The sequence below is a fragment of the Streptomyces sp. NPDC001663 genome, from assembly GCF_042893105.1.
In the GTDB taxonomy this organism is placed as follows: Bacteria; Actinomycetota; Actinomycetes; order Streptomycetales; family Streptomycetaceae; genus Streptomyces.
The window spans coordinates 70,556-85,871 of the sequence record NZ_JBIAUR010000001.1 but is presented as its reverse complement, the minus strand read 5'-3'; the positions used below and the strand labels follow the sequence as shown (position 1 = coordinate 85,871).

General features: G+C 70.8%; 15 protein-coding genes. 3 read left to right on the top strand and 12 right to left on the bottom strand.

From position 1 onward, the window contains the following. The first annotated feature begins 62 nt into the window (after positions 1–62). From ACFY1L_RS00440 to ACFY1L_RS00430, 3 genes are all read left to right on the top strand, one after another. Complete coding sequence (locus ACFY1L_RS00440; RefSeq protein ID WP_388815885.1) at positions 63–1,022, top strand: SCO0930 family lipoprotein; 960 nt, start codon at positions 63–65, stop codon at positions 1,020–1,022. A gap of 280 nt (positions 1,023–1,302) precedes the next feature. Further along, entirely contained in the window at positions 1,303–2,115 is an 813-nt protein-coding gene (locus ACFY1L_RS00435; protein WP_388815882.1) for an SAM-dependent methyltransferase, read from the top strand. Continuing rightward, complete coding sequence (locus tag ACFY1L_RS00430) at positions 2,112–4,247, top strand: putative bifunctional diguanylate cyclase/phosphodiesterase (protein WP_388815879.1); 2,136 nt, start codon at positions 2,112–2,114, stop codon at positions 4,245–4,247. Before ACFY1L_RS00435 ends, ACFY1L_RS00430 begins: the two co-directional genes overlap by 4 nt. A gap of 110 nt (positions 4,248–4,357) precedes the next feature. Here ACFY1L_RS00430 and ACFY1L_RS00425 read toward each other — a convergent pair whose 3' ends face one another. From ACFY1L_RS00425 to ACFY1L_RS00370, 12 genes are all read right to left on the bottom strand, one after another. Beyond that, complete coding sequence (locus ACFY1L_RS00425; protein ID WP_388815876.1) at positions 4,358–5,281, bottom strand: hypothetical protein; 924 nt, start codon at positions 5,279–5,281, stop codon at positions 4,358–4,360. 379 nt (positions 5,282–5,660) lie between these two features. Then, the gene (locus tag ACFY1L_RS00420) at positions 5,661–6,335 is read right to left on the bottom strand and encodes a 4'-phosphopantetheinyl transferase family protein (RefSeq protein WP_388815873.1); all 675 of its coding nucleotides are present in this window, start codon (positions 6,333–6,335) and stop codon (positions 5,661–5,663) included. Between the two features lie 41 nt (positions 6,336–6,376). Then, positions 6,377–6,511, bottom strand: a complete 135-nt coding sequence (locus ACFY1L_RS00415) for a hypothetical protein (RefSeq protein WP_388815870.1) — start codon at positions 6,509–6,511, stop codon at positions 6,377–6,379. Next, positions 6,504–7,664: an acyl-CoA dehydrogenase family protein gene (locus ACFY1L_RS00410; RefSeq protein ID WP_388815867.1), complete on the bottom strand. Its 1,161-nt coding sequence runs from the start codon at positions 7,662–7,664 to the stop codon at positions 6,504–6,506. Before ACFY1L_RS00410 ends, ACFY1L_RS00415 begins: the two co-directional genes overlap by 8 nt. After that, a complete protein-coding gene (locus tag ACFY1L_RS00405) occupies positions 7,661–8,314 on the bottom strand; it encodes a hypothetical protein (RefSeq protein WP_388815864.1) in 654 nt (217 codons plus the stop codon). The genes ACFY1L_RS00410 and ACFY1L_RS00405 overlap by 4 nt, the downstream gene beginning before the upstream one ends. Next, complete coding sequence (locus tag ACFY1L_RS00400; RefSeq protein WP_388815861.1) at positions 8,311–9,213, bottom strand: hypothetical protein; 903 nt, start codon at positions 9,211–9,213, stop codon at positions 8,311–8,313. The genes ACFY1L_RS00405 and ACFY1L_RS00400 overlap by 4 nt, the downstream gene beginning before the upstream one ends. A 6-nt stretch (positions 9,214–9,219) precedes the next feature. Beyond that, positions 9,220–9,516, bottom strand: coding sequence for an acyl carrier protein (locus tag ACFY1L_RS00395; RefSeq protein ID WP_388815858.1), 297 nt, complete (start codon positions 9,514–9,516; stop codon positions 9,220–9,222). Between the two features lie 36 nt (positions 9,517–9,552). Beyond that, positions 9,553–10,848 (bottom strand): type III PLP-dependent enzyme, encoded by a 1,296-nt coding sequence (locus ACFY1L_RS00390; protein WP_388815855.1) that lies wholly within the window; start codon positions 10,846–10,848, stop codon positions 9,553–9,555. Then, positions 10,845–12,242 carry a hypothetical protein gene (locus ACFY1L_RS00385; protein WP_388815852.1) on the bottom strand — a complete coding sequence of 466 codons (1,398 nt, stop codon included), beginning with the start codon at positions 12,240–12,242 and terminating at the stop codon, positions 10,845–10,847. Before ACFY1L_RS00385 ends, ACFY1L_RS00390 begins: the two co-directional genes overlap by 4 nt. Before the next feature lie 15 nt (positions 12,243–12,257). Beyond that, positions 12,258–13,190, bottom strand: a complete 933-nt coding sequence (locus ACFY1L_RS00380) for a 3-oxoacyl-[acyl-carrier-protein] synthase III C-terminal domain-containing protein (protein WP_388815849.1) — start codon at positions 13,188–13,190, stop codon at positions 12,258–12,260. Beyond that, on the bottom strand, positions 13,187–13,483 hold the full coding sequence (locus ACFY1L_RS00375) for an acyl carrier protein (protein ID WP_388815846.1): 297 nt from the start codon (positions 13,481–13,483) through the stop codon (positions 13,187–13,189). The genes ACFY1L_RS00380 and ACFY1L_RS00375 overlap by 4 nt, the downstream gene beginning before the upstream one ends. A 30-nt stretch (positions 13,484–13,513) precedes the next feature. Next, the gene (locus ACFY1L_RS00370; RefSeq protein WP_388815843.1) at positions 13,514–15,127 is read right to left on the bottom strand and encodes an acyl-CoA dehydrogenase; all 1,614 of its coding nucleotides are present in this window, start codon (positions 15,125–15,127) and stop codon (positions 13,514–13,516) included. Between the last annotated feature and the right edge of the window lie 189 nt (positions 15,128–15,316).

Below are 15,316 nucleotides of genomic sequence, written 5' to 3'. Positions count from 1 at the left end.
CCATGCTCGTGCGGCGACGCAGCAGGGCGCTGCAAGACCTTTGCGATTATGGGGAGTTGAAGATGAAGACCTCCTGGCGGAGCGCCTCACTCGTGGCGGGCGCCGCGGCTTTGCTGGCCCTGACGACGGCGTGCGGCCAGGAAAGCAGCACCTCGGGGGTGGGCAGCCAGAACGTGGGCGCCACTGCCGCGGCGGGCGATTACGGCAGCGTGGGCGCCGGTGGGACGGCAACTGCCAGCCCCAGCAATGGGTATGGCGCCGACGGGCAGAACTCCGGGGCCCAGTCCTCGGCCGCGGGCAAGCTCGCCGTCACCCAGAACGCCGAGCTCGGCAAGGTGCTGACCGACGGCAACGGCATGACCCTGTACCGCTTCGACGAGGACACCGCCGAGCCGCCGAAGTCGAACTGTGACGGCGACTGCGCCAAGGCCTGGCCTCCAGTCGCCGCGGACGACGCCACGGCCGGCGCCGGTATCGACAAGGCGCTGCTCGGCGAGGTCACCCGGGCCGACGGCACCAAGCAGCTGACCATCGGCGGTTGGCCGGCGTACCGCTATGCCAAGGACACCAAGGCCGGGGACATCGCCGGTCAGGGCGTGGGCAGCAAGTGGTACGCGCTGGCCCCCGACGGCAAGAAGGCCACCCTCGCAAGCCTGCCCGGCCTGTCGGTGCGCAACGACCCCAAGCTCGGCAAGATCGTCGTGGACAAGAACGGCATGACGGTCTACCGCTTCCTGAAGGACGTGGCCTGGCCCGACCCGATCTCCAACTGCACCGGTTCCTGCCTGGAGAAGTGGCCGGCGGTCGCCCCGGTGCAGGCCAACGACACCAAGGGCGTCGAGAAGAAGGGCCTGATGGGCTTCACCCGGCCCGACGGCGTCAAGCAGATGACCGTCGACTGCTGGCCGGCGTACACCTTCTCCGGTGACAAGGCACCCGGAGACACCAACGGTCAGGGCGTGGGCGGTACCTGGTACGCCATGTCGCCCGACGGAAAGCCGGTCGGCGCGCCGAAGAAGTGAGCGTCACCTCCCCAGGGTTGATCCCACCGGACAGCGCGCTCGGCCCAGGTCCGCCCCCTCCGCACCGCACGGAGGGGGCGGACCCCTTTTGGCGTTCTGCCGTTCTGTCGCTGGGGGTCCGGGGGTTGCCCCCCGGAAAGGCGCAGTACCGGGCGAATGCGGCACATGCCGCAGGCAGTGACCGGGAACGGACGGTCAATTTCCGTTTCAGCTCGCCCCGTTGGCAGGCGATCAGTAGCCTCAGCTCGAACACCGGATCGCCTACGCCTTGGAGAGATAGATGGAGCGTCCCGCCTGGGCCCCCCGGAGCATCGACATCTCGGTGCCCAGCGTCTCGCGGATCTACGACTACTACCTGGGCGGTTCGCACAACTTCGAGGTCGACCGGGACGCGGCCCGCAAGGCCATGGAGTTCATGCCGGGACTGCCGAAGATCATGCAGGCGAACCGGGCGTTCATGCGGCGCGCGGTGCGGTACGCCGCCGGCGAGGGCATCACCCAGTTCCTGGACATCGGTTCCGGCATCCCGACCTTCGGCAACGTCCACGAGGTGGCCCAGGCGGCGAGCCCCGGCGCGCACGTCGTCTACGTCGACCACGACCCGGTCGCGGTCGCGCACAGCCAGGCGGTCCTGGAGGGCAACGAGGACACGGCGGTCGTCGCCGCCGACCTCCGCAAGCCCCAGGAGATCCTCGCCGGCGCCGAAGTGGAGCGACTGATCGACCTGAACCGGCCAGTGGGGCTGCTTCTCGTTGCCATACTGCACTTCGTGGAAGACGAGGACGACCCGTACGAGGCGGTGGCCCAGCTGCGCGACGCGCTCGCGCCCGGCAGCCTGCTGATCCTCACCCATGCCTCGTACGAGGGAATCCCGCTCCCGCCGGAGCGGGCCGCCGGCACGGTGGACGTGTACAAGGACATTCGCAACCCGCTGATCATGCGCTCGCGCGAGGACATCGCGCGGTTCTTCAAGGGGTACGACATGGTGGAACCGGGACTGGTGCCGATGCCTCACTGGCGGCCGGAGACGGCTCCGGAGGACGAGGATCCGTACGCCTTCTCGGGGTTCGCCGGCGTGGGGCGTACGGCGTGATCGCGGAGCCGGACGAGCCGGAGGACAGACTGCGCAGGTTCGCGACGATCTGGAGCCGGGCCGTGTTCCCGGTGACCTCCACGTCGCTGACCCGGCCGGAGTTCGAGGAGGAACTCCTGCCGCTGGCCCGGCGGTTGAGCGACGCGCTGCATGCCAGGACGCTCGACGCGGACGAGGGCCGGGCCGTCGGCGCCGCCCTCATCGGCGCGCACTGCACCGACCCCGAGGCGCTCAGCCGCACCCTGGACTGTGTCGACGCCTACCTGGTGCTCTACTGCGGCGAGGGCGACGACCGGGAGGAGCTGCGGGCGCGTTCCGCGCGGCTGCAGCACGCCATGGCCGCCGGGTTCGCGCAGGCGCTGCGCGAGCGGACGCTGGCCGAGCAGGAGGCGATCTCCGCGGCGGCCCTGAAGGCGCAGGGCGTGGTGGCCCAGGCGCTGCACGCCACCGAGGCCCGCTTCCGCGCGGTCTTCGAGGGCGCGGCCATAGGGATCGGCATGGCCGACCTCGAGGGCAACATCCTCCAGGTCAACGGCGCGCTGCTGCGCATGTTCGGCCTCACGGACCAGAACATGCGCGCCCGCAACGTCAGGGAGTGGACCCACCCCGAGGACGCGCCGCAGACCTGGACGCTCTACGACGAACTCGTCCGCGGCGAGCGCGAGCACTACCACGTCGAGAAAGCGTTCTACCGGCCTGACGGAACGGTCCTGTGGACCAACCTGACCGTCTCCCTGCTGCGCGACGCGGACGGCAACCCGCAGTACCAGCTCGCCCTCATGGAGGACACCACCGAGCGCCGCCTGCTCAACCTCCGCCTGCGCTACGAGGCCACCCACGACGCGCTCACCGGACTGCCCAACCGCACCTTCTTCTTCGAGCGCCTGGAGAAGGCACTGGGCGCCGGCGCCGGCCAGCGGTTCGGCCTGTGCTACCTCGACCTGGACGGCTTCAAGACCGTCAACGACAGCCTCGGCCACGCGGCCGGCGACCGCATGCTCGTCGAGGTCGCCGACCGGCTGCAGGCGTGCGCGACCGCGCCCGGCGAGATGGTCGCCCGGCTCGGCGGCGACGAGTTCGTGGCGCTGACCACCGGCCCCGACACCGAGCGCGAGGTCGACGAGCTCGCCGGCCGGATCATGAACGCGCTGGTCACCCCGGTCAGCATCGACGGCCGGGAACTCACCGTGCGCGGCAGCATCGGCATCGTCGAGGGACCGGCGGGGGAGCGCAGCCCGGCGGAGGTGCTGCGCAGCGCCGACATCACCATGTACCGGGCCAAGTCGGCGGGCGGCAACCGCTTCGAGCTCGCCGACGAGGAGGCCGACGCCCGCGCCATCACCCGGCACGGGCTGACCACCGCGCTGCCGACGGCCCTGGACCGGGGCGAGTTCTTCATCGAGTACCAGCCGCTGGTCCACCTCGGCGACGGCAGCGTGCGCGGCGCCGAGGCCCTGGTGCGCTGGCTGCACCCGCAGCACGGCGTCCTCGGCCCGGATCGCTTCATCCCGCTCGCCGAACACACGGGCCTGATCGTCCCGTTGGGCCGCTGGGTCCTGGAGCAGTCCGTCCGCCAGGCCCGCGAATGGCGCGAACGGTACGACGAGGCGGGCCCGCTCCGCATCAACGTCAACCTCTCGCCCTGCCAGCTCACCCACCCCGGCCTGGTCCAGGACACCGTCGACATCCTGGAGCGCGCGGGCGTCGCACCGGACGCGCTATGCCTGGAGGTCACCGAGTCGGCGCTGATCGGCGCCGACGACGACCTGCTCAAACCCCTGCGCCGCCTGGCCGAGATGGGCGTCGACATCGCCCTCGACGACTTCGGCACCGGCTACTCCAACCTCGCGAACCTGCGCCGCCTGCCGGTGAGCATCCTCAAACTGGACCGCTCCTTCACCCAGAGCATGCAGCAGTTCCCCGCCGACCCCGTCGACCTCAAGATCGTCGAAGGGATCGTTTCCCTCGCCCACAGCCTGAACCTCGCGGTCACCGTCGAGGGCGTCGAAACCGGCGCCCAGGCCGAGCAGTTGCGGATACTGGGCTGCGACACGGCCCAGGGCTGGTACTACGCCCGCCCGGGCCCACCGGACCGGCTGCACGAGCTGGCGCTGGTGGACGCGACGGGCTGACGTACGGCACGGGCAGCAAAGCGGGACGGACGCCGGAGCGGCCGTCCAGCCCGTACACCGTGACGGTGTACGAGCTGGGCGCCTGCCGTCGTGGGGAGCGGGTGAAGTTCTCAGTTGATGCCGGATGTTGGTGTGGCGTCCACCTTGGTCAGCTGGGTGCCGACGGAGTAAACGGCAGGCTTGCCGTCGGCGGAGATGACGCCGAGCTCCGTCTGTGCGTAGTGGCGGACGACCTTGTACATCTGCGCGTCCGGGTTGTGCTTGACGAACGGCTTGTCCGAGTCGCCGAGGCTGATGTAGGACTGCAGGTCCTTGGCGAGGAAGGTCTCAACGACGGCGCTGTCGGACAACATGAGGGCGCCACCGCCGGCGGTCTTCGCGGCGAAGACGTCCCCGGCACGGGGGGCGGTCTGTTTGAAGTCGACCCAGGCGTGGCCGCCCAGGTTGCTTTCCCGCTCGGTGTACCAGGACCTGCCGATGCGTCGGGCCGGAGTGTCGGCGAGCGGGGTGCTGCGGCCGCCCGTCACCCACAGATCGGTGACCAGGTCCGGCAGCTGCGCGGGCGCCGTCTTGCCGATCTTGGTGTCGGGGTCGGCGACCTTCATCAGCCCGGCTTTGTCGAGGGCGATGTGCGGCACCTTGGCCACCTCGGACCCTTCGAAGTCGCGGGCGACGACCATCCGCCAGCCGTCACCGGAGTGCTTGAAGACGAGGAACCTGATGTCCTTAGACCACAGCTTGCCCGGCTTGCCATGGGTGAGGTGCGCACCTTGGGTGCGCACCAGGAACCAGTCGGCCTTCGAGGAAGCGGGCGGGATGTAGAAGGTGCGGTTGACGTACACGAACGGAGCGAGATTGTCCGCGACGTCGCTCTTGTCGAGGGCTGGGATCTGCGTGAAGTACGCCCGGTCCATCGCAAGGACGGCGCCGCCTTCCGCCTTCGCCATGAGTGAGGCGGAACGCTTGGCGTTGGCCTGGTTGTTGAGCTTCTGATAGGCGTCCACCGCCTTGTTCGCCGCGGCCTTCGTGAGCAACGGCTTCTCGTGCGACGCGACGCCCGCGCCATCGGAAGCTGTGCCGGCGGTGGAACATCCGGTCAAGGAAGTTGCGACTGAGAATACGGCCGCGGCGAACACACCGATGCGCGTGGCACGGGCTGTGTGAGCAGAGCGAGCCGAGTGAGCCATGGCAAGGAATCCCCGTTTCTCGAGTGCTTTCGGCGACCGCCCTGCGCAGCGCGCACGAGACGATCACCGGGCCACGGTATCGACACACGCCCGGGCGGCAACTCCCGCCCCATCCTTGACGGGTACCTCGCCTGACGATGCATCGATTCCGGCCGGTCCGTGAACAGTCGCAGTGACCGTTCCGCGAAACGCCTTCGCAAAGCACGCTCCCCGTGAGTGGTCGCACTTACGTGCTCCCCAGATGGGCATGCCTGACCGAGATCCTGGGGGTCGCCGTCCCCGCGACGGCCAGCGCCGCCAGATAGCCGTCCGGCACCGGCATATCGCGTACCGACCAGGCGCCCCGGATCTGTCCGGACGGATCGCGGACGACGCCGGCGTCGGTGAGCACCGTCAGGCCCAGGCCCTGGGTGAGGCGTGCGCCGGCGGCCTTCACCACGGCCTCCTTGCGGGTCCACAGCCGCAGGAAACGTTCGGCGCGTTCCGTGGGCCCGGCGGCCGCGGCCACGAAACGGGCGTCGGGCGCGGGGAAGAAGCGCTCGGCGAACGGCTCGACCGGCAGGCCCGGCCGCAGCCGGTCCACATCGACCCCGACCTCGGCGTGCCGGGTCACCGCCACCAGACCGAGCTCACCGGAATGGGAAAGGTTGAACCGCAGATCGGAGCCGTCCGCGAGCCGTGGCTTGCCATGACGTCCCCGCTGTAGGCGCAGTTCCTCGGGAGGAACGTCGAGGTAGCCGGCCAGGATCATCCGCAATGCTCCATGGGCGATGATGAAACGCCTGCGGTCGCTCTCGAAACGACAGCGGCCGCCGCGCTCGACCTCACGCCCCGACAGAATCCGGGACAGCGTCGCCACCGTGGCCGGCGGCCCGTCCAGCGGCACCGTCCAGACGTCCACCCTGGGCTCGTCCGTATCAGAGCCGTCTGTCCAGGTCCCTGTCATGTGGGCGCAGCCGGGCCCACGCGACTGACGGACCTGACGGCGACGTTGATGAGCAGCGGCCTACCGCCGCGGTCGGGCTCGTCGGCGGTCCGCGAGTCGCCCGCCGTCAGCACGAGGCCGGCGTCAGTCACGGCGGAGGCTTCCCTGGACCAGGCCGGTGAACAGGTTGAGCTTCTGGATGTTGCCGGTTCCCTCCATGAACTCCACACCACGGGCGTCCCGGGCGAGCTTGTCCAGCAGGGGATGGTCCAGCCGGGCGCCGGGGCCGAAGTAGCCGAGCGCTTCGAGTGTCGCCTCCTCGGCGAGGCGCGACGCGCGTGCCTTCGCCGCCGACGCCAGGTAGCCGGCCGCCGGGTCGTTGTCGTCCACGGCGATCGCCGACCGCCAGATCAGCTGGCGGAGCTCCGTCAAGCGGAGGGCGAGGTGGTCGAGTTGGTGACGTTCGGCCGTGTTGAGGGCGCGCCGGTTGTCCAGGACGTACTCGTACGCGGCCCGCGCGATGCCCAGGCCGAACGCGGCGACGCCGGGGCGCAGGCGGTTCAGCCCCTGCACCGCGCTCCACATGCCCCGCTGGGTGGCCCGCAGATGCCTGCCGAGCACCTGGCCGGCAGGCACGCGCGCGTCGTCGAGGGTGACGGCGGTGATGCGCAGGCCGCGCAGCCCGATGGTCTCCAGGGGCTCGGCGGTGAACCCGGCGGCCGAGGTCTCGAGGAGGACCGCGGTCACGCCGAGCGGCCCCGGACGGGTGCGGGCGAAGACGATGCCCAGGTCGGCGCGGGCCGCGTTGCCGATGTAGCGCTTGGCCCCCCGGAGCACGAACTGGTCGTCGCCGTCCGGGGTGAGCGTGGTGTTCATCGCCCCCGCGTCCGAGCCGCGGTCCGGCTCGGTCAGCGCGAAGAAGGTCCACGTGGGCTTCTCCATGATCCGGCTGTAGAACCACTTCTTCTGCTGCTCGTCGCCCATGGCATCGACCAGCACGCCCGACATCACCGGCCCCGGCGCCGCCAGCAGCATGCCGGCGTCACCGGCCGCCGCTTCTTCGGCGAAGACGACCCGCTCCAGGGTCCCGGTGCCGTAGAAGCGATGCCCGTCGATGACCACCGGGTCGGGATTGAACTCGGGCGGCACCGTCATCTTTGTCAGGTACGACACGATCGCCACGTCCAGATGGCGGTGGATCGCGTCCGGGTCCTGGTCGAGTTCCAGGGCGAGGGGCTTGAGCTCCTGCGCCCACGCGCGGGCCTGGCGCTGGATCGCCAGTGTCCTGTCGTCCAGCTCGATCATGCCGCTCCCTCGTGCTCTGTGGCGCGGGCCGGGCCGAAGTAGACGTCGGCGATCAGCTCGGACACCCGGGCGACCTGGCCCGGCCCGTCCGCCAGGAAGCTCACCGCGCCGAGCAGCCGCAGCAACATCCGGTCGGTCTCGGTGATCTGGGCGTTCAGGCCGGCCAGGACGCCGTCGTCTAGGTCGCCCGGGACGGCGCCCTCCAGCATCGTCGCGATCTCCAACTGCTCGATCACCGCCTCCGCGACGCCGCCCTTGACCATCTGCTGGTGGAGCAGCTTCGCGTCGCCGACGCTACGGCCGCCGAGATGGGCGAGTACGGCGTCGAGCAGCCGCTCCGAGAGGCCGAAGCGCAGGCAGGTCACGCCCAGCGCCCATGCCGACCGAGGGGGCGCGGACCCGCTGCGTGGTTCGGCTCGGCTTCGGAACGCGATGACGGTGCCGTCCTCCACCGCCAGGGTCATCAGGACTTCCCCGGTGCCGGCATCGGCGACGCCGGCGGGCGCCACCACGTGTCCGCCCGGGCCGCGGGGCGGCGGGCCGTCGCAGACGGTCTCGCACAGCAGCGACAGCGCCGCAACGAGGCCGTCGTGGCGGGCGGTTCGCCGGTACCGGATCCATTCGTCGGTGGCGGCCGTGCGGCCGGTCATGTCCCCTCCTCGAGATCCAATGTGCTGATGCACAGGTAACGCAGCGTGCTGTCGTATTCGGCGACGACCAGGCGGCGGGGCCCGTCTCCCGCGAACTCGGGGAGCACGTCGGCCAGCGCCGACCAGGGGCCGGTGCACGGACGGCCCGGCGGCGCGGGACGCACGTCAATTCCTGGCCCGAACCGTTCGGCGTCGAGGCCCTGGCCGGTGATGAGCGTGATGGGCCGGCCGGCACCGTCGCCGTCCGGCTCGTTCAGCACCGCGTCGAGCGTCGTGCGGACCTCGTCCGGCGCGACGTCGGCGAGTTGCCGTGTCACCGGTTCGCCCGCGCGGCCCTCGGGGCCGAAGAGCAGCGCCACCGCGCAGTCCTGGCGCGGCACGTCACGCGCCCCGGCGGTGTCGTACAGGAAGGTCCGCTGATCGAGCAGGACGACCAGGGCGTGCCGGAAGGCGTCGGCGGCGGCGTACTCCGAGACCAGACGCAGGGCCGTGAACCCGGCGGCGGTTCCCTGGTCCGAGAGGTTGAAGGCCAGTGGGTCGCCGGGCAGCACATCGGCGAGATGACAGGACGTGGAGCGGCGCGGATCGGCGTCCGGGACCGTGTGGGCCACGAGCACCAGATCCAGGGGCTCCTCCAGCGGGGGCAGGTCGGCGAGCAGTTCCTGGGTCATCTCGATGAAGGTGTTGCGCTCGCCCCGCTCCAGAAGCTCCGGGCGGAACTCCACCGGGTACGGGCGCACCAGGTCGGCCTGCATCCGGCCCAGGCTCGGCTCCAGCGGATCGGGCAGGAAGGGCCTGCCACCGGAGAAGGTCCTCCTGACCAGTCGCGACAGGCGCAGCGGCACCCGCCGGGCAGGCGCCGGTGCGCCGAACGAGCCGGGAGACGTGGTGAGATACATCGGCGGTCAGGCTCCGGCCTGCTGGTCGGCCTGCTCCCGGACGAGCGCGGCCAGCGTCCCCACGGTCTCGAAGTGGTGCTGCTCGAGGTCGTCGGTGTCGAACTCCATCCCGAGCTCCTCCTCGATCGTCATCAGCAGCCCGAGCACGGTCGTGGAGTCCAGGCCGAGTTCGTCGAACAACCGGCTGTGCTCACCGATGGTGGCGGCGTCTATCTGCATCGCCTTGGCGAGCGAGTCGGCGATCGTGGCGACGGCCCTGTCGTACAGGTCGGCGGTGTCGGCGTCCGGTGTGGTGTGCTCCATCGTTCACCTCTCGTGTCTCGTGTTCCTGGGGGGAGTTCAGTGGGAAACATCTGCCGTGTCGTGCGCGGTCGGGTCGTAGAGTCGCTGCCGCTGCAGGAGGTCGTCGGGACTGTCCCGTTCCCGGACCAGGTGGCATCGCCCCTCGTGCACCAGGACCTCGGCCGGGTAGCCATGGCTGAGGAACAGCCCCGGCGAGGCGGTCGGGCCGTAGGCCCCGGAACGGTGCACGCCGATCAGGTCGCCGGGCCGCACCGGCGGCAGCGGGACCTTCCTGCCGATCGTGTCGTTGGGGGTGCACAGCGGCCCGGTGACGTTCCACTCTTCGGTCGGTGGCTCGTCGAGCCGGTTGAGCACCGCCATCGGGAAGTTGCGCTTGACGAACGAGCCGATGCCCACGGCCGCCATGTGGTGGTGGGTGCCGCCGTCGGCGACCGCGAAACGTTCCCCCATCGAGGTCTTGGTGTAGCGGACGCCCATCACGTAGGTGCCGGCCTCGGCGGTGAGGTAGCGGCCCAGCTCCATGATCAACCTGGTGCCGGGGTGCCGGGCCGTGAAGTCCTCGATGACGGGGTTGAGCCCGTCGGTCAGCACCTTGGCGTCCAGGTCCCTCTCGCCGTCGAAATAGGCGACGCCCAGACCGCCGCCCACGTCGACCATCCGCAGATCGAGGTTCAACGCGGCCGACAGCCGCTCGGCCAGATCGAGGATGCGGGTGGTGTTCTCGATGACGACGTTCTCACTGAGGATCCGGGTGCCCATGTACACCTGCACCCCCATCAGGTCGACGTCGGGGAACCGCTTCACCAGGTCGGTCCGGGCGAACAACTCCTCCTCGTCGATGCCGAACTGGCGCGGCTTGCCGCCCATCGCCAGCCCGGAGCGCTTGACCGCGAAGCGCGGGTTGACGCGCAGCGCGACCGGCGCCCGCACGCCCCGCTCCCGGGCCAGCTCGTCCACCAGGGCCACCTCGGGAAGGGACTCGCAGACGACGGCGTAGATCCCCGTGTCCAGACAGGCGGCCAGCTCCTGCCGGCTCTTGCCCGGGCCGAGGAAGATCACCTGTTCCGGTGGCACGCCGGCCCGGCGTGCGGTCGTCAGTTCCACCAGTGACGAGACCTCGGCCCGCGCACCGAACGAGTGCAGCAGCGCGCAGATCGAGATGTTCGGGTTGGCCTTGAGCGAGTAGAAGATCTCCATGGCCGGGTGCAGGCGGTCGCGCAGCCCGTCGAATTGGTCCCGCAGCGCGGCCCCGTCGTAGACGAACAACGGGGTGCCGTATCGCCTGGCCAGCTCGGACACCGGAACGCCCTGCACCTGGAACTCGCGTGTCATCCTCGTCCCTCTCTCCTGGTGCTCTCCGCGACGGTGGCCAGCCTGCGGCCGATCTCGACGTCCAGTGCCGTCAGCCGATCCGCGGAGTCGGCGACGACGACGCCGTAGAGACGCCCGTCGAAATGCGCCCCCGGAGCCTGTTCTCCCGGCGGCGCCGCCGCGTTGACGGTGGCGTAGTTGTTGATCAGCAGTCCGGTGCCCCGAGCGGGGTCGAACAGCAGGTCCGCCAGGGCTCGGTGGAGCGTCCCGAACGGCAGCGGCGCGCCGAGCCGCATGGGGTATCTGCGAACCAGCGCCGTGCTCCCGGAGCCGATGAAGGCCTCCTGGATCGATGCCTGGTACGTGGACATGTTGTGGCGCGCGTTGATCTCGACGAGCGGGTAGAGGCCACCGTCGGGATCGACCATCGCGTCGACGCCGACGACCCCGAAGTAGCCGTCGCCGGCCAGCCGCCCGCCCAACAGCCGGGAGACCTCGGTCAGTTCGGCCGTCTGCCGGTCGGTGAGCCGGGCCGGGATCCGGTGGCCGAGGTGCACTCCGCCCTCGGTCAGGGCCTCCTTGACGAAGTCGACGTGCACGTGGCCGTCCCGGCCGACGGTGAACTGGTAGTTGAGGTCGGCGCGTTTGGCCACCCACTCCTCGACCACCAGGCCGACCCGGTCGGCCTCGGCCTTCCGCGCCCGGCTGTGGATCATGCGGTGCAGCCGGTCCAGGCGGCGTTCGTCCTCGACCACCTCGATGCCCTTGCCCGAGACGCCGAAGGCGTCCTTGAGGACGACCCGGCGGTCGTCGGCGAGCAGAGAGCGGGCGGCCTCGACCGCTGTGTCGAGCTCGGCCAGGCTCGAGCAGGTCCAGCCGCGGGACTGCCGGATGCCCAGCTCGGTGGCGAGCCGCCGGCTGTAGATCTTGCTGTTGACGGCCTTACAGACCGCCGCCGGCGGGGCGGCCAGCGGGATCCCGGCCCGTTCGGCCAGCCGCTCCTCCAACTCGCTGACCCCGTGCGCGCAGACGACGCCGCCGCGAGCACCGAGCCTGCCCAGCTCGCGCAGCACCGTCCCGTCCTCCAGCGCGTCCTGGGTGACGGTGCTGCCCGGGTCCTGGCGCTCCACGACGAGCATCCGCGGCAGGTCGAAACCGAGTTTCTCGAGGTGGCTCAGGTAGTCGGCGTCGGGTTCGCCCTTCAGTACGACGTGGTCGCCCTTGCCCGCGAGCAGCAGCGCGAACTCGTCCATCCGGTTGACGATGACGTTGCCCGAGCCGAACGTCAGCCTCGGCAGCCCCATCTCGCCGCGGGCCCACTGTTCCTCGACCTCGAAGTTGCCGAGGAACACCAGCTCCGCGTCACAGGTCCCGGTCAGGGCCGCTTTCAGGCGGCCGGTGAAATTCCCGGTCATCTCGCCCACCCCCTTTCAGTGCTCGAAGACCATCGCCGAGAAGGTCGATCCGAGACCGACCGTGGCGAGCAGATAGTGGTCCCCCGGGCGCAGCCGGCCGAGATCGAGGGCCGTCCGGTAGTTGAGGAAGGGATCCGCGGAGAAGCAGTGTCCGGTGACCGGCACGTTGTCCAGGAAGAAGCGCTCCAGCGGCAGCCCGAGGTGTTTGGCGAGCCGCGTCCACGACAGCCGGCTGACGTTGTGCGGGAAGATCATGGCGAGGTCGCCCAGTCCCAGCCCCGCCTGCCCGACCGCCGCCAGCATGACCTCGGCCAGCGCCTCGATGTAGATCCGCTGGTATTCGACGGACAGCTCATGGGTGAGCGACAGGCAGTCGTAGAAACGGCCGTGGGTACGGGCGGCGTAGCTCAGCATGCGGTCCCGGTCGTCGTGGGTCCCGACGAGCACCGCGGCCGCGCCCTCGCCGTTGATGGCCGTGCCCGGCACCATCTGCGCGGCCCGGGTGAAGGTCTTCTCGCCGGTGAGGACCAGCGCCAGCGCGTCCCGATCACCATCGCTCGCCAGCAGCTTGCCGGCCAGGTCCACCGCCAACAGCCCCGACGCGCAGGCGTGGTGGGTCACCGCGAACGCCGTGGCGTGCCCGAGCCCGAGCGTGTCCCGCACCTCGTGCACGGGGTTGACGGGATGGGGGACGACGATCGGCATGGTCCGCGCCTGGACCACGTACCGCACCCGCTCCTCCCTGCCGCGCAGTGCGTCGAGCTTGCCCGCGGCGGCCAGCAGCAGATCGGTGAGCGTGCCGCCGGGCTCGCGGCGGACCTCCGCCAGGCCGTGGTAGCGCCGGTACACCTTCATCTCCGAGGCGGTAAGGCCCAGTTCGTCGCTCAGCTCCTCGATGGGTATCCGCTGCGACGGCAGGTAGGCCGCCACCTCCTCCAGCGACGTCATCGGCTCTCCCCCGACGGGGACGCCTGGGCGAGCATCTCCTCCACATGCTGAGCCAGGGCGTCGATCGTCGGGTGGTCCCAGGCGACGGTCGGCTCCAGGACCAGCCCGAGGTGGTCCTCGATGTCGCCGCAGAGGGTCAGCGCGTAGACCGAGTCGAGACCGTACGTCGTCAGCGTGGCGGTGGTGTCGATGTCGGCGGCGTCGAGTTGCACGTAGTGGGCGACCCGCGCGCGCAGCCAACTCCGCAGATCGGTGTCCGACAGAGCCGACGGGGCCGATTCGGGGCTGTTCATCCCAATCTCCTTGTCATCAATGCGGCGGCGCTATCCGGGCAGGCGCCGGTTCGACAGGCCGAACCCGCGGCGGTCGCGGTACCGGGAAAGAACCTCCGCCGACAGCCGTTCGGTGATGTGCCGGGGCCGCTGCCCGGGGTCGCGGCCCACCCGTTCGGCGATCCGGCCCAGCGCCGCGACGGCCCAGCGAGGATCGCTGAGGAACATGTCGTGCCGCTCCCGGTTGTGGAGCCAGATGTTCACGCAGGCGATCGCCGCGAGCACCGCGGCGTACCGCGCCGCCAGCCGCAGGGCCTCGGGCCGGGCGGCGACCGTGAGGTCGCCGGGGGTCAGTGCGGCGCATTCGCGTCGGACGTCGGCCTGTTCGGCCGCGATGACGAGAACCAAGCGGCGCAGCTCGCCGTCCAGTTCGGGGGAGTCGAGGGCCGCCGAGAGCGAGGCGCTGAGGCTGTCGCGCCCGCCCGAGCTGATCGACAGCCGCTCGAAGGGCAGCGGCGGCAGGTCCGCGCCGAGGTGGAACACCCCGGCGGGCGGCTGGGTGTCGTCCAGCCACCCCTTGCGGGCCAGCCGTGGGAGCTGCGGCAGCACCGTGCTGAGGCAGGCCACGCGCGCGGTGTGGCCGAAGCCCGCCGGTGCCAGGTCGCGCAGGTGCTTCTGGAAGATCCCGTAGGCGCCGTCGCGGATGTAGAACTGAGCGCCCAGCAGCCGCGACAGCGCGTCCATGGCGTCCATGAGGAGGCTGGCCACGAAGTACTTGGCGGCCGAGGCATACAGGCTGGTCTCGCCGGGCAGCAGATGCACCGAGCGCGCGGTCACGGTGGCCAGGCAGTCGCAGATCAGCAGGTCGGTGAAGGCGTCGGCGAGGATCGAGCCGATGTGCGGCATCCCGGCCAGCGACCGCCCGTACAGGACGCGCTCGTCCGCGAAGCGGGCGGCGACCTCGAGGCCGGTCTCCAGGATGCCCGCGGTCATCGCCGGCAGCGCGGTGCGGGTGACCTGGAAGGAGCGCAGCGCCGTCTCCATGCCGAGTCCGGGCGCCCCCAGCACCGCGTCCGCCGGGATCGGGCAGTCCCGGAACTCCAGCCCGCCGAGCTGGACTCCGCGCATCCCCGCGCTGTGGAAGCGCGGCAGGTGGACCGGAGCGTCTGTGGGCAAGTCCGCCTTCTCCACGAACAGTTGTGAGTGGCTCCGGCTGCCCGCGGCGGCCGACGTGCGCGCGAAGAGCACCATGGCCTCGGCGCGCTCGGCATTGGCGATCACTTCCTTGCGCCCGTTGAGCCGTAGCCGCCCGTCGGCGCCCGGCAGCGCCGAGAACTCGGCCCGTGCGAAGTCGTTGCCGTGCGCCAGCTCGTGGTAGCCGGAGACGGCTCGGCCACCCGCCAGCAGCACCTCGGCCATCCTCCGGCGCTGCCGCTCGTCGCCCGCGGCCCAGATGTTGACCGCGGGGATGAGGCTGCTCGCTCCGTATCCGAGGCCCAGGCAGGGGTCGTGCCGGAAGACCACCCGCATCACCTCGATGAGGTGGTCGAGCCGGGTCAGCCGCCCGCCGAGCTCGGGTGGGACGAATTCGACGTTCAACCGGTAGCCGTCCAGGAGCCGTTCGCCCGCGGCGAGCATCTCGCCCGCCTCGTCGGCCGCCAGCACCGCGGCATGGCCGGTCGGATTGTCCGGATCCCAGGGGTCGCCGAACCGGCGTTCAAGGTCGTCGATGGAGGCGGCCGCAGGGTCGTCGTCCGGCCGTGGGGGGGGCGGGGGGGGGGGGGGGGGGCCCCCCCGGGGGGGGGCCCCCGGGCCCCCCCCCGCGCGCGTCGCGGGGGGCGCCCCCCCCGGCCC